The organism is Salmonella sp. WC3 (assembly GCF_042932255.1).
Lineage (GTDB): Bacteria > Pseudomonadota > Gammaproteobacteria > Enterobacterales > Enterobacteriaceae > Salmonella > Salmonella enterica.
Genome location: NZ_CP170629.1, coordinates 1663655 through 1687130, shown reverse-complemented (window position 1 = coordinate 1687130; position 23476 = coordinate 1663655). Strand labels below are relative to the sequence as shown.

The following is a 23476-nucleotide window of genomic DNA, read 5'->3' as shown; positions in this document are numbered from 1 at the left end:
CTCAGTTATGCCGGGTTAGGGATATCAATAAACGTCACATCCAACGCCGTGTTTTCGTTCAACCATTCGCTCAGGGCGCGAATACCGCCGCGTTCAGTGGCATGGTGCCCGGCGGCATAAAAATGCAGCCCCTGTTCGCGCGCGGAATGAATGGTCTGTTCAGACACCTCGCCGGTAATGAAAGCATCCACGCCGAAGCGGGCGGCGCTATCAATAAAACTTTGCCCGCCGCCGGTACACCAGGCGACACGCTGCACATTCTCTGGCCCGGTATCGCCGCACCATAGCGGTTTACGCCCCAGACGCGCTTCAATCCATGAGGCCAGTTCCAGCCCCGGCACCGGCATTGAGAGCTCTCCCCACGGCACCAGCGGCTCAATTTCTCCTTTCACGGTAATGCCCAATAGCGCCGCCAACTGCGCATTGTTGCCCAGCTCAGGGTGCGCATCCAGCGGCAGATGCCAACCGTAAAGGTTAATATCATTTGCCAGTAACGTTTTTAAGCGACGGCGTTTCATGCCGCGAATAACCGGAGACTCGCCTTTCCAGAAGTAACCATGATGAACAATGACCGCATCGGCCTGCAAACGCACCGCCTCATCGAGCAGCGCCTGACTTGCGGTCACGCCGGTAACGATTTTCTGTACCGTCTCTTTTCCTTCGACCTGTAAACCATTCGGCGCATAATCGCTTATTGCCGCACTGTTCAGCTTGTCGTTAATCAGTTGTTCCAGCTCGGTGTTTTTCATCATCGCTCCCTTTAACCCACGTTCTACTTTCCCGTTACGGGTTCAGCCTCCGTTAACATAGCCTCCCGTTAGCCATTCGTCGATAAACATTTGTTTGACACATCAAGAAACAATCACCCCCGGGTTTGGCGCAAATTACTTAGCAAAACACGATCGGCTTCATGTATATTTATGCAATCAGAACGCATATTGCAGAAAAAATCAGTTCTATATCATGTTGGTAACTTTAAGGAAACACGGCGATGCGGCAGGCTTAATAAGCCCACAAAGAAAGGCATTATCTGAGATGCCCGCTTTCTTGCCGCAGTGCCTCTATCCCGGAAATACGATGAATAAACAAGCATCTCAACCCCGCGCTATTTACTACGTTGTCGCCCTGCAAATTTGGGAGTACTTCAGCTTTTATGGTATGCGCGCCCTACTGATTCTTTATCTCACCAATCAGCTAAAATACGACGATAACCACGCCTATGAGTTATTCAGCGCTTATTGTTCGCTGGTCTACGTAACGCCGATTCTTGGCGGCTATCTGGCGGATAAGGTGCTTGGCAACCGAATGGCAGTCATGCTGGGCGCATTTTTAATGGCTATAGGTCATTTAGTGCTGGGCGCCAGTGAGATCGCGCCGACATTCCTTTATCTGTCGCTGGCGATCATTGTCTGCGGCTACGGCCTGTTTAAATCGAATATTAGCTGCCTGCTAGGCGAACTGTACCAGCCGGAAGATCCGCGCCGCGACGGCGGGTTCTCGCTGCTTTACGCAGCGGGCAATATTGGTTCGATCGTGGCGCCTATCGCCTGCGGCTATGTGCAAGAGGAGTACAGTTGGGCGATGGGCTTTGCGCTCGCTGCCATTGGTATGCTTGCGGGGTTAGTGATCTTCCTGTGTGGAAATCGTCATTTCACCCACACCACCGGCGTTAATAAAGCCGTGTTGTGCGCCAGAAACTACCTGCTGCCGAACTGGGGCTGGCTGTTAATTTTGCTGGTAGCGGCGCCGTTGCTGATTACCGTTCTGTTCTGGAAAGAATGGTCTGTCTATGCCTTAATCGTGGCGACCGCGATCGGCCTGGTCGTGCTGGCAAAAATTTATCGTCAGGCGCAAACGGCCAAACAGCGCAAAGAACTGGGGCTGATTGTCACCCTGACCCTGTTCAGTATGCTGTTCTGGGCGTTTGCCCAGCAGGGCGGCAGTTCTATCAGCCTGTATATCGACCGCTTTGTGAACCGCGATATTCTGGGCTATTCCGTTCCTACCGCCATGTTCCAGTCGGTGAACGCCTTTGCCGTGATGCTGTGTGGGGTCGTCCTGGCCTGGCTGGTTAAAGAGAGCGTAAGCGGTAATCGCACCGTGCGTATCTGGGGCAAATTCGCGCTGGGTCTCGGTCTGATGAGCGCCGGATTCTGTATTCTGACCCTGAGCGCACGCTGGTCCGCCGCTTACGGACACTCTTCAATGCCGCTAATGGTGCTGGGACTGGCGGTGATGGGCTTTGCCGAGCTGTTTATCGACCCGGTCGCCATGTCGCAAATTACGCGCATTGATATCCCCGGCGTCACCGGCGTATTAACCGGAATTTATATGCTGCTGTCCGGCGCGATAGCTAACTATCTGGCAGGCGTCATCGCTGACCAGACCTCGCAAAGCGCCTTCGACGCCAGCGGCGCGGTTAATTACGCCATCAACGCCTATGTGGATGTTTTTGAACAGATCACCTGGGGCGCGTTAGCCTGCGTAGGGGTTGTCCTGCTGATTTGGCTGTATCAGTCCTTCAAATTCAAAAGCCGCGCGCTGGCCGTCGAATCCTGATAGCAGAAGGCCCGGTAGTTTGCGCTACCGGGCCTGTATCACGCCCCTTTTCTCGCCGCCTCATAGGCGGAAAGCGTTGCGATTCTCGCCTGTTTGTGCTCCACAATAGGCCGAGGATAATCAAGCACGACTCCCGCTTTTTCCGCCCACCGCCACGGCTCGTGAATCGCTTTTCCAGGGATATCGCGTAATGCCGGTAGCCACTGGCGGATAAATTCGCCGTCGCGATCGAACCTCTCTCCCTGAGTCGTGGGATTAAAAATACGAAAATAAGGCGCGGCGTCAGTACCGGTTGAGGCGGCCCACTGCCAGCCGCCATTATTGGCGGCAAGATCGCCGTCAATAAGCTGCGACATGAAATAGCGCTCCCCCAACCGCCAGTCAATCAACAGATCTTTTACCAGAAAGCTGGCGGTAATCATGCGTAAACGGTTATGCATCCAGCCCGTCGCGTTAAGCTGGCGCATCGCCGCATCGACAATGGGATAACCGGTTTCGCCTTTCTGCCATGCCTGAAAATAGTGCGGGTTTTCCTGCCACGCGACGCGTTTTGTCCAGCGGATAAACGGCTGGTGTTTGCATAATGCCGGATACCAGGTCATTAAATGACGGTAAAATTCCCGCCAGATGAGCTCATTCAACCAGACGCTTCCCGGCCCGCCGTCCAGCGCCTGCGGCTGCTCCGCCAGTAATCGGTGCAGGCACTGTCGCGGCGACAGGCCGCCCGTCGCCAGGCTGGCGGAAAGCCGACTGGCGCCGTCAACCGCAGGGAAATCGCGCCGTAACGCGTACTCGTCTGCGCCCTGCGCGCAAAACTGACGTAGCTGCGCGATGACCGCGTTTTCTTCCACCGGGAAAAGCGCGGCGTCAAACGCCTGTTGCGGGTAGTTAAGCGAGACTGGCGTTAAGGGTGTAGAAAGCGCGCCGCTCACCCGGATCTTCGGGGCCGGAACGCACGGCGGGATATCTTCTTTTAGCCGTTTCAACCAGGCATTTTTAAACGGCGTAAAAACTTTATACATTTCATGATTGCCGGTCATCACCGCGCCGGGCGCCAGAATCACGCTATCGTCAAAGCCTTCGCAGATGACAGAGGGCAGCGTTTTTTCCACCGCCGCATCACGCTGACGCTCGTTAAACTCATACTGATAGTTATAAAACAGATGGCTGACGTCATGCTGTCGGCAAACGTTTTTGACCGTTTCAATACTGGCGTTAAAATCCGCCACTTCATGAAACAGCAGCGGAATGCCTTTCTCTGCAAGGGCCGTCTGTAGCGCATTGAGCTGCGCGCTGATGAATGCCGCCTGCCGCGGCGCCATATCATGGGCCTGCCACTGCGCGGGGGTGGAAATATAAAGCGCCAGCACCCGCGCGGATGCATCGCGGCAGGCGGCGGCCAGCGCAAGGTTATCCTGTAAACGCAGATCGCGCCTGAACCAGACTAAATGGGTGGGCATACAACTCCTGAAAGATGAAACGTCACGGCGAATAGCGTTAAACAGTGTAGACCCTGGCGCATAAAAAAACCGCCAGCGTGGCGGCTGACGGTTTTTCAGGCTGGTCGCGATTAATAAAAGTCGCAGGTGGCTTTTTCAGCCTGCGCCATCCATACCGGTTTATCACTGGTTTTCGACCAGACACGGTGCAGATAACTATAAAAACGCGCGCGGTCTTTCCAGAAGAGCATCACCGGCAGCGCCAGCACGCCTGCGATCACCGCGAAAGCACGACGGACAAAAATGACATGCGCCGGATAGTCTTTATAGTGTTCCATACGTTTCCCCCCTTTATACCGACGCTACCCGCCCCGGTATAGATTGAATCGGTGAATAGCACCGAAAAATTGAACCTCGTTACCTGATTAAAATAGTACCGCTTTCGGTGTAATTTTACTACTCATCCGACCACTTATTTTCACGCTTTTCCAGCAGATTTACATTCAAAGCGTAAATTGGTTACAAAAAGGTTAAATTAATACTAACCATTAGTTAAATAATGGTCTTTGCCATTTTTATACTTTTTTTACACTCCGCCCGCCAATTTTTGCGAAATCTTTGCAGCCAAAAAATTACCTTTCTCAGGAGTAAAACAATGCCACTGGAGGTGCTCTGTGAGTGCAGGCGTGATAACTGGCATCGTGCTGGTTTTCTTACTTTTAGGTTATCTGGTCTATGCCCTGATTAATGCGGAGGCGTTCTGATGGCCGCGCAAGGATTTTTACTGATCGCCAGTTTTTTACTGATTTTATTGGTACTGGCGAAACCATTGGGTTCGGGCCTGGCAAGGCTCATCGCCGCCGTTCCGTTGCCGGGCGTGGCTGGCGTTGAGCGTATCCTCTGGCGGACTCTTGGCATTACCGACCACGAAATGAACTGGCGTCAGTATTTACTGGCGCTACTGACGCTCAATCTGCTGGGACTGGGCATCCTGTTTTGCCTGCTGTTCTGGCAGGAGTGGCTGCCCTTAAATCCGCAGCGGCTACCGGGGCTGTCCTGGGATCTGGCGCTGAATACCGCCGTCAGCTTCGTCACCAATACCAACTGGCAAGCCTACAGCGGCGAAAGCACGCTGAGCTACTTTAGCCAGATAGCCGGGCTGACGGTGCAAAATTTCCTGTCGGCGGCGACCGGGATTGCGGTGGTTTTTGCGCTTATCCGCGCCTTTACGCGCCAGAATGTGCACATGCTGGGTAATGCCTGGCAGGATCTGGTACGCATTACGCTATGGATATTATTTCCTGTCGCGTTAATTATCGCGCTGTTTTTTATCCAACAAGGCGTACCGCAAAACCTGTCGGCTTATCAGCCCATCACCACCCTTGAAGGCGCTAAACAACTTTTGCCGATGGGTCCGGTTGCTTCGCAGGAGGCGATCAAAATGCTTGGCACCAACGGCGGCGGTTTCTTTAACGCCAACTCTTCGCATCCGTTCGAAAACCCTACCGCGCTCACTAATCTGGCGCAGATGCTGGCGATATTTTTGATTCCAGCCGCGCTCTGTTTCGCCTTTGGCGAAGCGGCGGGCGATCGCCGTCAGGGACGCGCGCTACTGTGGGCAATGTCATTCATTTTTGTGGTCTGCGTAGCGGTAGTGATGTGGGCGGAAGTTCAGGGAAATCCACATCTGTTGGCGGCGGGCGCGGACAGTAGCGTCAACATGGAGGGTAAAGAAACACGCTTTGGCGTGCTGGCCAGCAGCCTGTTTGCCGTCGTCACGACCGCGGCGTCCTGCGGGGCGGTAAATGCCATGCACGACTCGTTTACCGCTCTGGGCGGTATGGTGCCGATGTGGCTGATGCAAATTGGCGAAGTGGTCTTTGGAGGCGTCGGTTCAGGCCTGTACGGCATGTTGCTGTTTGTCCTGCTGGCGGTGTTTATCGCGGGGCTGATGATCGGTCGCACGCCGGAATATCTGGGGAAAAAAATCGACGTGCGCGAAATGAAAATGACCGCGCTGGCGATTCTGGTCACGCCGATGCTGGTCTTGTTGGGTTCGGCGCTGGCGATGATGACGGATGCCGGACGCAGCGCAATGCTGAACCCTGGCCCGCACGGTTTTAGCGAAGTGCTATATGCCGTCTCCTCTGCCGCCAACAACAACGGTAGCGCCTTTGCGGGTCTGAGCGCTAACTCGCCTTTCTGGAACTGTTTGCTGGCGTTCTGCATGTTCGTCGGCCGTTTCGGCGTGATTATTCCTGTCATGGCCATCGCCGGATCGCTGGTCAGTAAAAAAGTACAGCCGGCCAGTCAGGGAACGCTGGCGACACACGGCGCGCTATTTATTGGCCTGCTCATCGGCACGGTACTGCTGGTCGGCGCGCTGACGTTTATTCCTGCCCTGGCGCTTGGCCCGGTAGCGGAACATTTCTCTTTACCTTGAGCGATGTGGAGTACATTGATATGAGTCGCAAGCAACTGGCGCTGTTTGAACCTGTTTTACTCGTACAGGCGCTAACGGATGCCGTAAAAAAATTAAGCCCACGCGCCCAGTGGCGTAACCCGGTGATGTTTGTGGTCTGGGCCGGCAGCGTGCTAACCACTCTGTTAACGCTCGCTATGGTAACAGGACAAATAGCGGGAAGCGCCTTGTTTACAGGGGTGATCAGCCTGTGGTTATGGTTCACCGTACTGTTCGCCAATTTTGCCGAAGCGCTGGCGGAAGGCCGCAGCAAAGCCCAGGCAAACAGTCTGAAAGGGGTGAAAAAGACCGCGTTCGCTCGCCGTCTGCGCGCCCCGCGCCATGATGCGCAGGCCGATAACGTGCCCGCCGCTGAACTGCGGAAAGGCGACATTGTCCTAGTCAAAGCGGGCGATATTATTCCCTGCGACGGCGAGGTCATCGAAGGCGGCGCCTCGGTGGATGAAAGTGCGATTACCGGCGAATCCGCGCCCGTGATCCGCGAGTCCGGCGGCGATTTCGCCTCTGTCACCGGCGGCACGCGAATTCTTTCCGACTGGCTGGTGATTGCCTGTAGCGTCAATCCTGGCGAAACCTTTCTTGACCGGATGATCGCGATGGTGGAAGGCGCGCAGCGGCGGAAAACGCCTAACGAGATTGCCCTGACGATTTTGCTCATCGCCCTGACCATTGTCTTTTTACTGGCGACCGCCACCCTGTGGCCCTTCTCCGCCTGGGGCGGTAACGCGGTCAGCGTCACCGTGTTGGTGGCGTTGCTGGTGTGCCTGATCCCCACCACCATCGGCGGGCTACTCTCCGCCATTGGCGTAGCCGGAATGAGCCGAATGTTGGGCGCGAACGTCATCGCCACCAGCGGCCGCGCCGTAGAAGCCGCGGGCGATGTCGACGTGCTGCTGCTGGATAAAACCGGCACTATCACGCTCGGCAACCGCCAGGCGTCCGATTTTATTCCCGCCCGAGGGGTGGACGAACGCACGCTGGCTGACGCCGCGCAGCTCGCTTCGCTGGCCGACGAAACGCCGGAAGGCCGCAGCATTGTGATCCTCGCCAAACAGCGCTTTAACCTGCGTGAACGCGATGTGCAGTCGCTTCATGCCACCTTTGTTCCGTTTACCGCGCAAAGCCGCATGAGCGGGATTAATATCGATAACCGGATGATCCGTAAAGGCTCGGTGGACGCGATTCGGCGTCATGTCGAGAGCAATGGCGGCCATTTTCCCGCCGATGTCGAGCAAAACGTCGAGAACGTGGCGCGTCTGGGCGCGACGCCGCTGGTGGTAGTGGAAGGCGCGCGCGTACTGGGTGTTATCGCCCTCAAGGATATCGTTAAAGGCGGCATTAAAGAACGTTTCGCCCAGCTACGAAAGATGGGCATTAAAACGGTGATGATCACTGGCGATAACCGCCTGACGGCGGCAGCGATTGCCGCCGAGGCCGGTGTGGACGATTTTCTTGCCGAAGCCACGCCGGAAGCCAAGCTGGCGCTGATCCGCCAATATCAGGCGGAAGGACGGCTGGTCGCCATGACCGGCGACGGCACTAACGATGCCCCGGCGCTGGCGCAGGCTGACGTCGCGGTGGCGATGAACTCCGGCACCCAGGCGGCGAAAGAAGCCGGTAATATGGTGGATCTGTACTCTAACCCGACCAAGTTGATTGAAGTGGTGCATATCGGTAAGCAGATGCTGATGACGCGCGGCTCGCTCACCACTTTCAGTATCGCGAATGATGTAGCGAAATATTTCGCCATTATTCCCGCCGCGTTTGCCGCTACCTATCCGCAGCTAAACGCGCTCAACGTGATGGGGCTGCATTCGCCGAACTCCGCCATTCTGAGCGCGGTGATCTTTAACGCCCTGATTATCATTTTTCTGATCCCGCTGGCATTAAAAGGCGTGAGTTATAAGCCGCTTTCCGCATCGGCCATGCTGCGCCGTAATTTATGGATCTATGGTCTGGGTGGTCTGGTGGTGCCGTTTATTGGCATCAAAGTGATTGATGTGCTGCTGACCCTGCTGGGTCTGGCATGAGGTGTATGATGATCGGTTTACGTCCTGCTTTTTCGACAATGTTATTTCTGCTGTTATTGACCGGTGGCGTGTATCCGCTTCTGACCACGGCGTTGGGGCAGTGGTGGTTTCCCTGGCAGGCTAATGGCTCGCTGATTCATAAAGACAATGTGATACGCGGCTCAGCGCTTATCGGACAATCGTTTACCGCCGCGGGTTATTTTCATGGCCGGCCCTCCGCCACCGCCGATACGCCTTATAATCCACTGGCGTCGGGCGGAAGCAACCTGGCCGCCAGCAATCCCGAACTGGATGCGCAAATACAGTCCCGCGTCGCCGCGCTACGCGCCGCTAACCCCCAGGCGAGTTCCGCGGTTCCGGTTGAGCTGGCGACGGCCTCGGCAAGCGGGCTGGATAATAATCTGACGCCCGGCGCCGCGGCATGGCAAATCCCCCGCGTGGCGGCGGCTCGCCAGCTTCCCGTTGAACAGGTCGCGCAACTGGTTGCAGAATATACGCACAGGCCGCTGGCGCGCTTTCTTGGGCAACCGGTGGTGAATATTGTTGAGCTTAATCTGGCGCTGGATGCGCTACAGGGACACAGAGCTAAATGAACGACGAACCCTTGCGTCCTGATCCGGATCGCTTGTTGGAACAAACGCCCCCGCCCCACCGGGGGAAGTTGAAAATTTTCTTCGGCGCCTGCGCAGGCGTCGGAAAAACCTGGGCGATGCTGGCGCAAGCGCAGCGGCTGCGAGCGCAGGGACTGGATGTGGTGATCGGCGTGGTAGAGACGCATGGCCGTAAAGAGACCGCCGCGCTACTTGACGGGCTGACCATTCTGCCGCCAAAACGTCACTCGCACCGGGGGCGGCAAATTCGCGAATTTGACCTGGATGCCGCCCTCGCCCGGCGTCCGGCGCTGATTTTAATGGATGAGCTGGCGCACAGTAACGCGCCTGGCTCACGCCATCCTAAGCGCTGGCAGGATATTGAAGAGCTGCTGGAAGCGGGAATCGACGTTTTCACCACCGTGAACGTACAACATCTGGAAAGTCTGAACGATGTGGTGAGCGGCGTCACGGGGATTCAGGTGCGCGAAACCGTCCCCGATCCCTTTTTTGATGCCGCTGATGAAGTCGTACTGGTCGATCTGCCGCCCGACGATCTGCGCCAACGGCTCAACGAAGGTAAAGTGTATATCGCCGGCCAGGCGGAACGCGCTATTGAACATTTTTTCCGCAAGGGCAATCTGATCGCCCTCCGCGAGCTGGCGCTACGCCGGACAGCCGATCGCGTGGACGATCAGATGCGCGCCTGGCGCGCGCATCCGGGCGAAGAAAAAGTATGGCATACCCGCGATGCTATTTTACTGTGTATCGGGCATAACACCGGCAGCGAAAAACTGGTGCGTACCGCGGCGCGTCTGGCCTCCCGGCTCGGCAGCGTCTGGCACGCCGTCTATGTCGAAACGCCAACGTTACACCGCTTACCGGAAAAGCAACGACGGGCCATTTTAAGCGCGCTGCGCCTGGCGCAGGAGCTTGGCGCGGAAACCGCCACCCTGTCCGATCCCGCCGAAGAGAAAGCGGTCGTGCGCTATGCCCGCGAACATAATCTGGGGAAAATCGTCATGGGCCGCCCGGCGTCGCGACGCTGGTGGCGACGTGACGCTTTCGCCGACCGTCTTGCCAGGCGCGCGCCGGATCTCGATCAGGTGATCGTCGCGCTGGAAGAGCCGCCTGCCCGCGCGTTGGCGCAAACGCCTGATAACCGACCTTTTAAAGAGAAATGGCGTGGGCAGATTCAGGGCTGTCTGGTCGCCGTAGCGCTTTGCGCCATCACCACGCTTATCGCTATGCAGTGGCTTGTCACCTTTGACGCCGCCAATCTGGTGATGCTCTATTTGCTGGGCGTAGTGGTGATTGCGCTGCTTTACGGACGCTGGCCGTCGGTGGTGGCGACGGTGATTAACGTGGCGAGTTTCGATCTCTTTTTTATCGCGCCACGCGGTACGCTCGCCGTTTCGGACGTGCAGTATTTGCTGACCTTTGCCGTGATGCTGACGGTTGGTCTGGTGATTGGCAATCTTACTGCCGGGGTGCGCTATCAGGCGCGCGTCGCCCGTTATCGGGAACAGCGTACCCGTCATTTATATGAAATGTCTAAAGCGCTGACCGTCGGGCGTAGCGAACATGATATCGCCGCGACCAGCGAGCGGTTTATCGCCTCGACGTTTCAGGCGCGCAGCCAAATTTTATTACCTGATACTAACGGTAAGTTGCTGCCTCTCACCCACCAGCAAGGCATGACGCCGTGGGACGACGCAATTGCGCGCTGGAGTTTTGATAAAGGCCAGCCTGCCGGCGCAGGCACCGATACCCTCCCTGGCGTGCCTTATCAAATCCTGCCGCTGAAAAGCGCCGATAAAACGTACGGTCTGGCTATCGTCGAACCGGGTAATTTGCGTCAGTTAATGGTGCCGGAGCAGCAACGCCTGCTGGAAACATTTACTCTGCTTGTCGCCAACGCGCTGGAACGACTGACGCTGACCGCCAGCGAAGAACAGGCGCGTCTCGCCAGCGAGCGCGAAAGTATTCGCAACGCTCTGCTGGCGGCGCTGTCGCATGATTTACGCACGCCGCTGACGGTATTGTTCGGCCAGGCGGAAATTTTGACGCTGGATTTAGCCAGCGCAGGATCGCCCCACGCGCGTCAGGCCAGTGAAATCCGCCAGCATATTCTCAACACCACCCGGCTGGTGAATAATTTGCTGGATATGGCGCGTATTCAGTCCGGCGGGTTTAATCTTAAAAAAGAGTGGCTGACGCTGGAAGAGGTCGTCGGTAGCGCGTTACAGATGTTAGAGCCGGGTTTATTGCATCCGATTACATTGTCGCTGCCGCAACAGTTAACGCTTATCCATGTCGATGGCCCTTTATTTGAGCGCGTCCTGATCAACTTGCTGGAAAACGCCGTTAAGTACGCCGGGCCGCAGGCCAGTATCGGCATTGATGCTGCGGTTAAGGACGATCGTTTACAACTGGATGTCTGGGATAACGGGCCGGGTATTCCTGCGGGGCAAGAACAGAAGATTTTCGATAAGTTCGCCCGCGGCAACAAAGAGTCCGCCGTCCCCGGCGTGGGGCTGGGGCTGGCGATTTGCCATGCTATCGTAGAGGTACACGGCGGCACGCTTACCGCCTATAATCGACCGCAGGGCGGCGCCTGTTTCCGTGTGACGCTGCCGCAAGGAAAACCACCTGAACTTGACGATTTTCATGAGGATATGTGACAAACGTTCTGATTGTTGAAGATGAACAGGCCATCCGCCGCTTTCTGCGCACCGCGCTGGAAGGCGACGGCCTGCGCGTGTATGAAGCTGAAACATTACAACGTGGTTTACTGGAAGCCGCCACGCGAAAGCCCGATCTGATTATTCTCGATCTCGGCCTGCCGGACGGCGACGGAATCGATTTCATTCGCGACCTGCGTCAGTGGAGCGCAATACCGGTGATTGTCCTTTCCGCCCGCAGCGAAGAAAGCGATAAGATTGCCGCGCTTGACGCCGGAGCTGATGATTACCTGAGCAAGCCATTCGGCATTGGCGAGTTGCAGGCGCGTTTGCGTGTCGCGCTGCGACGGCACGCCGCCAGCCCTAGCGCCGATCCGATCGTCCGTTTTTCCGGCGTGACGGTCGATCTCGCCGCACGGTTGATCCACCGTGGCGACGAAGAAATCCATCTGACGCCGATTGAGTTCCGCCTGCTGGCGGTATTACTCAATAATACCGGCAAAGTATTAACCCAACGGCAGTTATTAAACCAGGTCTGGGGGCCTAACGCCGTGGAGCATAGCCACTATTTGCGCATCTATATGGGACATTTACGCCAGAAACTGGAACAAGATCCCACCCGCCCACGCCATTTTATTACCGAAACCGGAATTGGCTATCGCTTTATGCCGTGAATAGCTATTCATTATTTTTAAATAACTTCTAATTTTTATGTCATTTATTTTCGGCGTCGCGAATAATTATTTTCGCGGCGATATTATATTTTATAGAGGATATAAAAAACATATAATTAACATTTAAGAAACAATCCGTTATTTCACAGCACGATATGCATAATCGCCGACTAATTATTTTTCAAATGATCGTTTTTTGTTGATCTGGTTCACAGATTGCTGGCGCTTCCTGGATAAAATATCCATGCTTTCAATAAATCAATGAAAGGACCTCAAAATGGAAAATAATAATCGTTTTATGCCCCATATAAGGCGGACAACGCATATTATGATGTTTGCCCACCGTAATAGTTTCGACTTTCATTTCTTTAATGCCCGGTAGTTTTTCTGCTACGGGTACTTCAGCATACAGGTCTTTCCGACCCTTATGTCATTCAGGTCTATTGCCTAAATAACTCGAATTGTTAAAAGCGACAGTACGGTAATTCTTTTACACCAAGCCAGATAACTATATGGTTTGACAGAAGAAATTCCGACTCAGCGCAATTTTAGTTATCGCGGTTTCTGCCTGTATATCGTAGTACTCAACTCCTTAAATCCTGAATTTCCTGCAACCGGACGGGTTGGGATTTATTACATCTAAAATAAAGCTAATTTACTGATTTTTTATCAGCGGGATAGCTTTGATTTTTTCCGGAAGAATCAGTTTCTCATGCGAGAAATTGAGGGCCTGCTATTACCTGAAATAAAGAGATGAAAAATGTCAGAATTAAAAATTGCCGTTAGCCGTCATTGCCCGGATTGTTTTTCTACACACCGTAATATTGTAAATGTTGATGAGAGTCGTTTCATCGACGTGGCTGCCATCGTGTTATCCATCGACGACATTGAACACGGAAAACTCGATGAAATCGACGCAACGGGTTACGGTATTCCCGTGTTTGTCGCGACTCATGACGAAGGGCGCGTACCGTCTGAGTATTTGCCGCGTATCTCTGGTGTATTCGAATATAATGAATCCCGTACTGCCTTCTATGGTCGCCAGTTGGAAACCGCAGCAAGCCACTACGAAACGCAGTTACGTCCGCCGTTTTTCCGGGCGCTGGTGGATTATGTCAACCAGGGCAACAGCGCATTTGACTGCCCGGGGCATCAGGGCGGCGAATTCTTCCGCCGTCATCCTGCCGGTAATCAGTTCGTGGAATACTTTGGCGAAACGCTCTTCCGCTCCGACCTATGCAACGCGGACGTGGCGATGGGCGATCTGCTGATTCACGAAGGCGCGCCTTGCATTGCGCAGCAACATGCGGCGAAAGTCTTTAACGCCGATAAGACCTACTTTGTGCTGAACGGGACCTCCTCCTCTAACAAAGTCGTCCTCAACGCGCTGTTAACGCCGGGCGATCTGGTACTGTTTGACCGTAACAACCACAAATCTAACCACCACGGCGCATTATTGCAGGCGGGCGCAACGCCAGTTTATCTGGAAACCGCGCGTAACCCGTATGGTTTTATCGGCGGGATCGACGCTCACTGCTTCGAAGAAGATTACCTGCGCGAGCTGATTAGCGAAGTCGCGCCGCAGCGTGCCCGCGAAGCACGTCCATTCCGTCTGGCCGTCATCCAGTTAGGCACCTACGACGGTACCATTTATAACGCCCGTCAGGTCGTCGATAAAATTGGTCATCTGTGCGACTACATCCTGTTTGACTCCGCCTGGGTCGGCTATGAACAATTTATTCCGATGATGGCCGATTGTTCGCCGCTGCTGCTGGAACTGAACGAAAACGATCCGGGTATTCTGGTGACGCAGTCCGTTCATAAACAACAAGCCGGTTTCTCCCAGACCTCGCAGATCCATAAAAAAGATAGCCATATCAAAGGGCAATCGCGCTACGTTCCGCATAAGCGCATGAACAACGCCTTTATGATGCACGCCTCCACCAGCCCGTTCTATCCGCTGTTCGCTGCGCTGGACGTTAACGCCAAAATGCACGAAGGCGTCAGCGGTCGCAATATGTGGATGGATTGCGTGGTTAACGGCATCGATGCCCGTAAATTGATCCTCGAAAACTGTCATCACATCCGTCCGTTCGTACCGGAACTGATTGATGGTAAGCCGTGGCAGTCATACCCGACGTCAGAGATCGCCAGCGATCTGCGCTTCTTCCACTTCGTTCCGGGAGAACACTGGCATGCGTTTGAAGGCTATGCCGAACATCAGTACTTTGTCGACCCTTGCAAACTGCTGCTCACCACACCGGGCATTAATGCAGCGAGCGGCGAATATGAAGACTTTGGCGTTCCTGCCACGATCCTCGCCAACTTCCTGCGCGAGAACGGCGTTGTGCCGGAAAAATGCGACCTCAACTCCATTCTGTTCCTGCTGACGCCGGCAGAAGACATGGCGAAGTTACAACAGCTTGTCGCCCTGCTGGCTCGTTTCGAAAAACTGCTGGAAGCTGATGCGCCGTTAGCGGAAGTATTACCGTCCATCTACAAACAGCATGAAGAGCGTTATGCCGGCTATACCCTGCGTCAGCTTTGCCAGGAGATGCACGATCTCTATGCGCGGCACAACGTGAAACAGCTGCAAAAAGAGATGTTCCGTAAATCGCATTTCCCGAAAGTCAGTATGAATCCGCAAGAGGCCAACTATGCCTATCTGCGCGGCGAGGTCGAACTGGTTCGCCTGCCGGAAGCGGAAGGTCGTATCGCGGCTGAAGGCGCTCTGCCTTACCCGCCGGGAGTGCTGTGTGTAGTTCCGGGTGAAATCTGGGGCGGTTCTGTCCTGCGTTACTTCAGCGCCCTGGAAGAAGGGATCAACCTGCTGCCGGGCTTTGCGCCTGAACTGCAGGGCGTTTATATCGAAGAACACGACGGCCGTAAGCAGGTCTGGTGCTACGTCATTAAACCTCGTGACGCGCAGCGCTCCCTGCTGAAGGAGGAAAAATTATGAGTAAACCTAAATCCAATAAAATGGGTGTCGTGCAGCTCACAATTCTGACTATGGTCAACATGATGGGCTCCGGGATCATCATGCTACCGACCAAACTGTCTGAAGTCGGCACGATATCCATTATCTCCTGGCTGGTCACTGCCGTCGGCTCGATGGCACTGGCCTGGGCGTTTGCGAAATGCGGTATGTTTAGCCGTAAATCCGGCGGCATGGGCGGTTACGCCGAATATGCCTTCGGTAAATCCGGCAACTTTATGGCGAACTATACCTACGGCGTCTCGCTGCTGATCGCCAACGTGGCTATCGCCATCTCCGCTGTCGGCTATGGTACCGAACTGTTCGGCGCCGCGCTGACGCCGCTCCAGATCGGTCTGGCGACTATCGCCGTATTGTGGGTTTGTACCATCGCAAACTTTGGCGGCGCGCGTATTACCGGACAGATCAGTAGCGTTACCGTTTGGGGCGTCATCATTCCGGTTGTCGGCCTGTGCATCATTGGCTGGTTCTGGTTTAGCCCCAGCATGTACGTAGCGTCATGGAACCCGCACCATGTTCCGTTCTTTAGCGCGGTCGGTTCTTCCATCGCCATGACGTTGTGGGCATTTCTTGGACTGGAATCCGCCTGCGCCAACGCAGACGTGGTCGAGAATCCGGAAAAGAACGTCCCCATCGCGGTACTGGGCGGTACGCTGGGCGCGGCGGTCATCTATATCGTTTCGACTAACGTGATTGCCGGGATTGTGCCGAACATGGATCTGGCGAACTCCACGGCGCCGTTTGGTCTGGCGTTTGCACAGATGTTCACGCCTGCGGTAGGTAAAGTGATCATGGCGCTGATGGTAATGTCCTGCTGCGGCTCGCTGCTGGGCTGGCAGTTCACTATCGCTCAGGTCTTTAAATCCTCCGCTGACGAAGGCTATTTCCCGAAAGTCTTCTCTCGTGTAACGAAAGTCGACGCGCCGGTTCAGGGGATGTTGATTATTGTGATTATTCAGACTGGCCTGTCGCTGATGACCATTAGCCCGTCGCTGAATAGTCAGTTTAACGTCCTGGTTAACCTGGCGGTGGTGACGAACATTATTCCGTATATTCTGTCGATGGCCGCGCTGGTTATCATTCAGAAAATGGCGAATGTGCCGTCATCAAAAGCGAAAGTCGCTAACTTCGTGGCCTTCGTTGGCGCCATGTATAGCTTCTACGCGCTCTATTCCTCCGGTGAAGAAGCCATGCTGTACGGCTCAATTGTGACCTTCCTCGGCTGGACGTTATACGGCCTGGTCTCACCGCGTTTTGAATTGAAAAATAAACACGGCTGATGGCGCGCCCGGGCTGCGGTAACGGTAGTCCGGGCATTTTCACTCTTTGAATAAGATAATAGAAATGAGTAATCCAGAACGGGAAGTCACTGATATAGCAGAAATACTGGCTATTCTCAGTAAACACGAAGTGTGTCGGATAGGGTTTAACGACAATCTCTGTCCGTATGTTGTCCCCGTAAATTTTGGCTACGAGTATCAGAACGGACGCTGGATATTTTATTTTCACGGCGCACGCACCGGGAAAAAGATGCGTCTGTTACGTAAGAACCCGGCAGTATGCATTGAAATGGACGGCGACCATGCATTACTACGTGCCGATGACCCCTGTGATTATAGCTACGCCTACACCAGCGTTTTCGCCACCGGACTGGCATCGATATTGCAAACGCGCGAGGAGATGCGCCACGGCCTGGACGTCATTATGCGCCAGACCGATCCGGGAAAAACCTTCAGTTATCGGGAAGATATGATGAAAGCGGTTTGCGTGGTGCGTATCGAATGCGACGCCCTCACCTGCCGCCGACATCTGGCGACTCAGAGCGAATAAGTCAGATAGCACAAGCGCCTTATCCGGCCTGGAGGCGGTTTACAGGCCTGATAAGCGCAGCGCCGTTAATATAAAAAAGGAGCCTTACGGCTCCTTTTTCTTCCATATCGCCCATCAGGCGTTTTTCAATACTTCGCTAACGATTTCAACGGCTTCTTTCTCAATCTGCTTGCGATGTTCTTCCCCCAGGAAGCTTTCGCAATAGATCTTGTAAGCGTCTTCCGTACCGGATGGACGCGCGGCGAACCAGCCGTTATCGGTCATTACCTTCAGGCCGCCAATCGATGCGCCATTACCCGGCGCTGCGGTAAGACGCGCGGTGATCGGGTCGCCTGCCAGCGTGCTGGCGCTGACCATTTCCGGAGACAGTTTAGACAATGCCGCTTTCTGCGCGGAGGTCGCGCTCGCCTGCAGACGGTTATAGCTCGGCGCGCCAAAACGCGCTGCCAGTTCATTGTAATGCTCTTGCGGGTTTTTCCCGGTAACGGCGGTGATTTCCGCCGCCAGCAGGCACATGATGATACCGTCTTTATCGGTAGACCACGGCGTACCGTCGAAACGCAGGAACGAAGCGCCCGCGCTCTCTTCCCCGCCGAAACCAAAGCTGCCGTCGAACAAACCGTCAACAAACCATTTGAAGCCTACCGGCACTTCCACCAGCTTGCGTCCCAAGTCATTCACCACGCGGTCAATCATCGCGGAAGAGACCAGCGTTTTACCGACAGCCACGTCTTTGCCCCACAGCGGACGATGCTGGAACAGATAGTTAATGGCGACCGCCAGATAATGGTTCGGGTTCATCAGCCCTGCAGGCGTCACGATGCCATGACGGTCGTAGTCCGGGTCGTTGGCGAAGGCCAGGTCAAACTTGTCACGCAGCGCCAGCAAACCCGCCATCGCACATTCGGAGGAGCAATCCATACGGATCGCGCCGTCTTTATCAAGGTGCATAAAGCGGAAGGTTTGATCAACCTGATCGTTAACTAACGTCAGGTTAAGTTTGTAATGCTCAGCGATACGTTTCCAGTATTCAATACCGGAGCCGCCCAGCGGATCGACACCCAGCGTCAGACCGGCTTTCTGAATCGCCGCCATATCAACGATATCCGCCAGCCCTTCGACAAACGGCTGTACCAGATCTACCGCTTTAACGTGGCCCGAGGCCATTGCCGCATCCAGAGAGATGCGCTTAACGCCTTGCAGGCCGCCCGCCAGCAGCGCATTGGCGCGATCTTCTACCACTTTAGTGACGTTGGTATCCGCCGGGCCGCCATTGGGCGGATTATATTTAATACCGCCATCTTCCGGCGGGTTGTGCGACGGCGTAATGACAATACCATCAGCCAGCGGGCCGCCTTTTTTGTTATGGACCAGGATAGCATTTGACACGGCAGGCGTTGGCGTAAAGCCATTATTTTCCTGCACGATAACGTCTACGCCGTTTGCCGCCAGCACTTCCAGCACGGAAATGAAGGCCGGTTCCGAGAGCGCATGGGTGTCTTTCCCCACATAGCAGGGGCCGGTAATGCCATTTTTCGCCCGCTCTTCAGCAATCGCCTGGGCGATCGCCAGAATATGCGGTTCGTTGAAACTGTGACGACCTGCGCTGCCGCGATGGCCGGAAGTGCCAAATTTCACGGCATGTTCTGCATTCCCTGCCTCCGGTTTCAGTACATAATACTGCGCCGTCAGTTGGGCGACGTTAATCAAATCACTCTGTTGCGCGGGTTGTCCTGCGCGGTTGTGGATTGCCATTGCCTGGTCCTTCTAATGCAAGGATTAAATTGTTCCGCAAACCTTTTCAATCAATTCCGCCGGGAATTGCATTGACTGCATGATGTGTTCGATCATGCTGCATTTACGGCCGGTGTTGGTGTTGGTGATCACCCAGTACGGCGTGCCGGGAACGTGCTTAGGTTTAGTTTGATTCCCATTTTTCAGCAGCGTTTGTTCATCCGCCGCAAAATAGACGCGCGTGCGGCCATGCAACGACTCCGTCGCCTCCGCAAACGCGTGGTGATCCAGTGAATAGAGTGTAGTCAGAATCAGCATAAAGCGGTTGACCGCTTTTTTCTGCTCGGCATATTCGTCAGACAACAACAGCTCACGCATCGCGCGAACTTTGTCTTTTACCGGGTTAACTGGTTTCGCTTCGGCAACGGGTTGCGCCGCAGGCGTCCCCTTCACCGCTGAAGCCGTTGGCTGTGTCGTGGCGGAAAACTTCAACATACGCCGTAAAATGTCGGATGCGCTCTCGCCGATATGCTTGGTGTGGCTGGCAATATAGCTATAGAGTTCATCATCAACTTCAATCGTTTTCATCTTAATCCAGTGCGATGTCTTTGCTGAATACAAGTCATTGGGATTATAGGAACAAATCCCAACAGCGGATAGCGTTAAGCCCGGCTGACAAAAAAACTCGGAGTAAACCTTAGAGGTTGCAGCCCAGTGGCAAAATGGTCAACATAATACCCTAACCCGACAGAGCGAAAAAAAGAACTTTGCCATGAAATTAAACATCCGAGCGCAATCTGCACAAAACCTGCACAATAATTCCCCCATCGTTCTCGTTCATGGTCTGTTTGGCAGCCTGGACAACCTCGGCGTACTGGCGCGCGATCTGGTGACCGATCACGACATTATTCAGGTCGATATGCGCAATCATGGTTTATCGCCGCGCGATCCGGTCATGGATTATCCGGCAATGGCCCAGGATCTTCTGGATACGCTTGACGCGCAGCAGATTGAAAAAGCGACGTTTATTGGTCATTCCATGGGCGGAAAAGCGGTAATGGCGCTGACGGCGCTGGCGCCCGATCGCATCGATCGTCTGGTCGCGATTGATATCGCCCCCGTGGATTATCACGTTCGCCGCCACGATCGCATTTTCGCGGCCATTAATGCCGTCAGCGAATCCGACGCGACATCCCGCCAACAGGCGGCAGGGATTATGCGCCAACACCTCAACGAAGAAGGCGTGATCCAGTTTCTGTTAAAATCCTGGGCTGAAGGCGAATGGCGTTTTAATGTTCCGGTATTATGGGAGCAGTATCCGCATATCGTCGGCTGGGAAACCATTCCGCCCTGGGAACATCCGGCGCTGTTTATTCCAGGCGGTAACTCGCCGTACGTGACCGAAGCGTACCGCGACACGCTACTGGCACAATTCCCTTTGGCGCGCGCGCATGTGATCGCCGGCGCGGGCCACTGGGTACATGCCGAAAAACCAGAGGCGGTTCTGCGCGCCATCCGCCGTTATCTGCACGATAAACGCTAACTGATTAAAAACTCATCGCCTGTGCGCGATTACGCGCGCGGGCGTTGGCGTCGCTTCCTCGCTGATGTATGATGGCGCGCTATCCATCCGGGCATAAGCCTGGCTGATTGTTTCCCCCGAAGTCACCAAAATCATGGCCAAAGAACAAACGGACCGTACGACATTAGATCTGTTCGCGCACGAGCGTCGCCCGGGACGACCTAAAACGAATCCGCTTTCGCGCGATGAACAGTTACGCATCAACAAGCGCAACCAGTTAAAACGCGACAAAGTTCGTGGCCTCAAGCGTGTCGAATTAAAACTCAACGCACAAGCGGTTGACGCGCTGAATGAGCTGGCCGAAGCGCGCAACATTAGCCGCAGCGAGCTCATTGAAGAAATATTAATGAAGCAGCTTATGGCGCTGCGCGGCCAGGGTTTAGTCTGAAAATAAGTTTTGTTTCATATTTCGTGTAGCAGAGCGTGCAGTCCCGCGTGATTGCTGTTTCCGCATATCTGCCTGTTCTGCTATGATTGCCCTTATCCGTGGGCAATTCGCCACCACCATTTCAATAAGTTTCAAGAGGTTATTTTACTCATGGCAATCACTGGCATCTTTTTCGGCAGCGACACCGGTAATACCGAAAATATCGCAAAAATGATTCAAAAACAGCTTGGTAAAGACGTTGCCGATGTGCATGACATTGCAAAAAGCAGTAAAGAAGACCTGGAAGGGTATGACATTCTGCTGCTGGGCATCCCAACCTGGTACTATGGCGAAGCGCAATGTGACTGGGATGACTTCTTCCCGACTCTCGAAGAGATTGACTTTAACGGTAAGCTGGTGGCGCTGTTTGGCTGTGGCGATCAGGAAGACTACGCGGAATACTTCTGTGATGCGCTGGGCACGATTCGCGACATTATCGAGCCGCGCGGCGCCACGATTGTGGGTCACTGGCCAACTGCAGGCTATCATTTTGAAGCCTCTAAAGGTCTGGCTGACGACGATCATTTTGTCGGTCTGGCGATTGACGAAGACCGTCAGCCTGAACTGACCGCCGAGCGTGTTGAAAAATGGGTTAAGCAAGTTTCGGCTGAATTGCACCTCGACGACATCCTCAACGCCTAATCTTATGCGGCGCAGCGTTATATCTGCGCCGCATCAATAGACAAGACCAATCAAAATAATTGCTACAAATTTGTAACTTTCGCACCCATCCCTGTACAATGTCCGGGTGTAATCAGGTGGCGCCAGAATTTGCAGGCAAAACCACAGTTTTATTAACATCTGCGAGAGACTTGCGGTTTTCATTTCGGCATGGCAGTCCTATAATGATACGCATTATCTTGAGTGCAATTTCTGTCACTTCTCTAATGAAGTGAATCGTTTAGCAACAGGACAGATTCCGCATGACTGACAACAATACCGCATTAAAGAAGGCTGGCCTGAAAGTAACGCTTCCTCGTTTAAAAATTCTGGAAGTTCTTCAGGAACCAGATAACCATCACGTCAGTGCGGAAGATTTATACAAACGCCTGATCGACATGGGTGAAGAAATCGGTCTGGCAACCGTATACCGTGTGCTGAACCAGTTTGACGATGCCGGTATCGTGACCCGCCATAATTTTGAAGGCGGTAAATCCGTTTTTGAACTGACGCAACAGCATCATCACGACCATCTTATCTGCCTTGATTGCGGAAAAGTGATTGAATTTAGTGATGACTCTATTGAAGCGCGCCAGCGTGAAATTGCGGCGAAACACGGTATTCGTTTAACTAATCACAGCCTCTATCTTTACGGCCACTGCGCTGAAGGCGACTGCCGCGAAGACGAGCACGCGCACGATGACGCGACTAAATAAGTGTAAATCTTTCGAAGAGCCAACCGCCCGGTTGGCTTTTTTATATCCTCCCCTTTCCTGCCGCTTGATGTTGATTTAATGTAAAAAACGCTATCGCATCTCAGGAGAGCAGGAATGGAGCTTCGCCAGTTACGCTATTTCGTGCGTATTATTGAAACCGGCAGTATGGGCAGCGCCGCACAGGATCTTGATATTGGCGTTTCAGCCTTAAGTCAACAGATGTCCCGTCTGGAAAACGAGCTTGCTATCCGTCTGCTGCAGCGCACCTCGCGCGGCGTAACGCCAACCAACGCCGGGCTGGCCTTTTATTCACAGGCGCAACTCGCCCTGCGTCATGCCGACGACGCGATTCTCGCCGCCAGAGAAGCGCGCCTTTCCGGTCATGTGAGCGTAGGAATGGCCCCCAGTACCGCCTCCATACTGGGTATACCGTTTATCCATGCCATGCAGGAAAACTATGCCGATGTCCGACTGCATGTGGTGGAAAGCTTGTCCGGTAATCTGGAAAGAATGATCAATACCCGCCAGATTGATTTAGCCGTTGTCTTTCAAAAAGATAAAATCCTGCGCTGGAGCGCCAGACCGATCCTTGAAGAACAGCTTTTTCTGATTGGCTCCCATGCCCTGCTGGCGGCGCTTCCTGATAACCCGATCACACCTGAACAACTGGCAGGCATTCCGCTCATTATGCCAAGCCAGGGACACGGGCTGCGCGGCAGGCTGGACGCTGTCTGCCAGGAACATGCGCTTAACGTTGAAATCGTCGCGGAAATTGACGGCCTGGCGTTGTTGATGCGCGCCGTGCGCGACGGTCTTGGCGCCACGTTGCAGCCCGGCGCGGCGATTTCTCATCTGGATAACGACGCGCTACGCGTGATCGGCGTCCATAATCCGGTACTCAGCCGCCCCAATTTTTTAGTTAGCCTGTCGGATGATGAACTGACGCCCGCCGGCCTTGCCGCCAGAGTAGTCCTTACCAAAGTTATGCGTCAGTTAGTCGACGCCGGTGAATGGCCAGGCGCAACCCTTTACGCTTACTAAACCCCTGTTTAGCGCTACCTGATAGCGCGCCGC

The 23476-nt window shown here is 54.3% G+C and carries 21 protein-coding genes and 1 pseudogene; 17 read left to right on the top strand and 5 right to left on the bottom strand.

Annotated features, from left to right (window positions below; all coding sequences use genetic code 11):
- Positions 1–5: 5 nt before the first annotated feature.
- Positions 6–749 carry a radiation resistance protein YbgI gene (gene ybgI, locus ACFK9X_RS07935; RefSeq protein ID WP_000798844.1) on the bottom strand — a complete coding sequence of 248 codons (744 nt, stop codon included), beginning with the start codon at positions 747–749 and terminating at the stop codon, positions 6–8.
- Between the two features lie 328 nt (positions 750–1077).
- Between ybgI and ACFK9X_RS07930 the strand changes: the two genes are divergently transcribed.
- Complete coding sequence (locus tag ACFK9X_RS07930) at positions 1078–2559, top strand: MFS transporter (RefSeq protein ID WP_001041123.1); 1482 nt, start codon at positions 1078–1080, stop codon at positions 2557–2559.
- A 38-nt stretch (positions 2560–2597) separates the two neighbouring features.
- Here the strand turns inward: ACFK9X_RS07930 and phrB are convergent, their stop codons facing one another.
- Together phrB and ACFK9X_RS07920 are read right to left on the bottom strand one after the other, a co-directional pair.
- The gene (gene phrB, locus ACFK9X_RS07925; RefSeq protein ID WP_151116073.1) at positions 2598–4019 is read right to left on the bottom strand and encodes a deoxyribodipyrimidine photo-lyase; all 1422 of its coding nucleotides are present in this window, start codon (positions 4017–4019) and stop codon (positions 2598–2600) included.
- 110 nt (positions 4020–4129) lie between these two features.
- Entirely contained in the window at positions 4130–4336 is a 207-nt protein-coding gene (locus tag ACFK9X_RS07920; RefSeq protein ID WP_000401437.1) for a YbfA family protein, read from the bottom strand.
- 336 nt (positions 4337–4672) lie between these two features.
- Between ACFK9X_RS07920 and kdpF the strand changes: the two genes are divergently transcribed.
- From kdpF to ACFK9X_RS07870, 10 genes are all read left to right on the top strand, one after another.
- The gene (gene kdpF / locus ACFK9X_RS07915) at positions 4673–4762 is read left to right on the top strand and encodes a K(+)-transporting ATPase subunit F (protein WP_001670793.1); all 90 of its coding nucleotides are present in this window, start codon (positions 4673–4675) and stop codon (positions 4760–4762) included.
- Positions 4762–6441, top strand: coding sequence for a potassium-transporting ATPase subunit KdpA (gene kdpA, locus ACFK9X_RS07910; RefSeq protein WP_151116071.1), 1680 nt, complete (start codon positions 4762–4764; stop codon positions 6439–6441). Before kdpF ends, kdpA begins: the two co-directional genes overlap by 1 nt.
- 20 nt (positions 6442–6461) lie before the next feature.
- Positions 6462–8510 carry a potassium-transporting ATPase subunit KdpB gene (kdpB, locus tag ACFK9X_RS07905; protein WP_151116069.1) on the top strand — a complete coding sequence of 683 codons (2049 nt, stop codon included), beginning with the start codon at positions 6462–6464 and terminating at the stop codon, positions 8508–8510.
- A gap of 8 nt (positions 8511–8518) precedes the next feature.
- Positions 8519–9103 (top strand): potassium-transporting ATPase subunit KdpC, encoded by a 585-nt coding sequence (gene kdpC / locus ACFK9X_RS07900; RefSeq protein ID WP_001518103.1) that lies wholly within the window; start codon positions 8519–8521, stop codon positions 9101–9103.
- Positions 9100–11784 (top strand): two-component system sensor histidine kinase KdpD, encoded by a 2685-nt coding sequence (gene kdpD, locus ACFK9X_RS07895; protein WP_151116067.1) that lies wholly within the window; start codon positions 9100–9102, stop codon positions 11782–11784. The genes kdpC and kdpD overlap by 4 nt, the downstream gene beginning before the upstream one ends.
- Complete coding sequence (gene kdpE, locus ACFK9X_RS07890; protein ID WP_001623149.1) at positions 11781–12458, top strand: two-component system response regulator KdpE; 678 nt, start codon at positions 11781–11783, stop codon at positions 12456–12458. The genes kdpD and kdpE overlap by 4 nt, the downstream gene beginning before the upstream one ends.
- Before the next feature lie 277 nt (positions 12459–12735).
- Positions 12736–12840 carry a leader peptide SpeFL gene (speFL, locus tag ACFK9X_RS07885; protein WP_015632840.1) on the top strand — a complete coding sequence of 35 codons (105 nt, stop codon included), beginning with the start codon at positions 12736–12738 and terminating at the stop codon, positions 12838–12840.
- A gap of 378 nt (positions 12841–13218) precedes the next feature.
- Positions 13219–15417, top strand: a complete 2199-nt coding sequence (gene speF, locus ACFK9X_RS07880) for an ornithine decarboxylase SpeF (RefSeq protein ID WP_151116065.1) — start codon at positions 13219–13221, stop codon at positions 15415–15417.
- Complete coding sequence (gene potE / locus ACFK9X_RS07875) at positions 15414–16733, top strand: putrescine-ornithine antiporter (RefSeq protein ID WP_000042658.1); 1320 nt, start codon at positions 15414–15416, stop codon at positions 16731–16733. Before speF ends, potE begins: the two co-directional genes overlap by 4 nt.
- 64 nt (positions 16734–16797) lie before the next feature.
- Entirely contained in the window at positions 16798–17283 is a 486-nt protein-coding gene (locus ACFK9X_RS07870) for a pyridoxamine 5'-phosphate oxidase family protein (protein ID WP_000070053.1), read from the top strand.
- 114 nt (positions 17284–17397) lie between these two features.
- Here the strand turns inward: ACFK9X_RS07870 and pgm are convergent, their stop codons facing one another.
- Both pgm and seqA read right to left on the bottom strand, forming a co-directional pair.
- Positions 17398–19038: a phosphoglucomutase (alpha-D-glucose-1,6-bisphosphate-dependent) gene (gene pgm, locus ACFK9X_RS07865; RefSeq protein ID WP_000974387.1), complete on the bottom strand. Its 1641-nt coding sequence runs from the start codon at positions 19036–19038 to the stop codon at positions 17398–17400.
- A gap of 24 nt (positions 19039–19062) precedes the next feature.
- Positions 19063–19605, bottom strand: a complete 543-nt coding sequence (gene seqA, locus ACFK9X_RS07860; RefSeq protein WP_000848395.1) for a replication initiation negative regulator SeqA — start codon at positions 19603–19605, stop codon at positions 19063–19065.
- Between the two features lie 184 nt (positions 19606–19789).
- On the opposite strand from seqA, the gene ybfF reads away from it, so the two are divergent.
- From ybfF to tcuR, 6 genes and pseudogenes are all read left to right on the top strand, one after another.
- Positions 19790–20560: an esterase gene (ybfF, locus tag ACFK9X_RS07855; RefSeq protein WP_000773246.1), complete on the top strand. Its 771-nt coding sequence runs from the start codon at positions 19790–19792 to the stop codon at positions 20558–20560.
- A 133-nt stretch (positions 20561–20693) separates the two neighbouring features.
- Positions 20694–20987, top strand: a complete 294-nt coding sequence (gene ybfE, locus ACFK9X_RS07850; RefSeq protein WP_001040939.1) for a LexA regulated protein — start codon at positions 20694–20696, stop codon at positions 20985–20987.
- Between the two features lie 150 nt (positions 20988–21137).
- Positions 21138–21668 (top strand): flavodoxin FldA, encoded by a 531-nt coding sequence (fldA, locus tag ACFK9X_RS07845; RefSeq protein WP_001018621.1) that lies wholly within the window; start codon positions 21138–21140, stop codon positions 21666–21668.
- Positions 21669–21871: 203 nt separating this feature from the next.
- Positions 21872–21957: pseudogene (locus tag ACFK9X_RS07840) on the top strand (ryhB-regulated fur leader peptide).
- Positions 21950–22402 carry a ferric iron uptake transcriptional regulator gene (fur, locus tag ACFK9X_RS07835; protein WP_000131699.1) on the top strand — a complete coding sequence of 151 codons (453 nt, stop codon included), beginning with the start codon at positions 21950–21952 and terminating at the stop codon, positions 22400–22402. The pseudogene ACFK9X_RS07840 and the gene fur overlap by 8 nt, the downstream one beginning before the upstream one ends.
- A gap of 114 nt (positions 22403–22516) precedes the next feature.
- The gene (gene tcuR, locus ACFK9X_RS07830) at positions 22517–23443 is read left to right on the top strand and encodes a tricarballylate utilization LysR family transcriptional regulator TcuR (protein WP_000423371.1); all 927 of its coding nucleotides are present in this window, start codon (positions 22517–22519) and stop codon (positions 23441–23443) included.
- Positions 23444–23476: the final 33 nt, after the last annotated feature.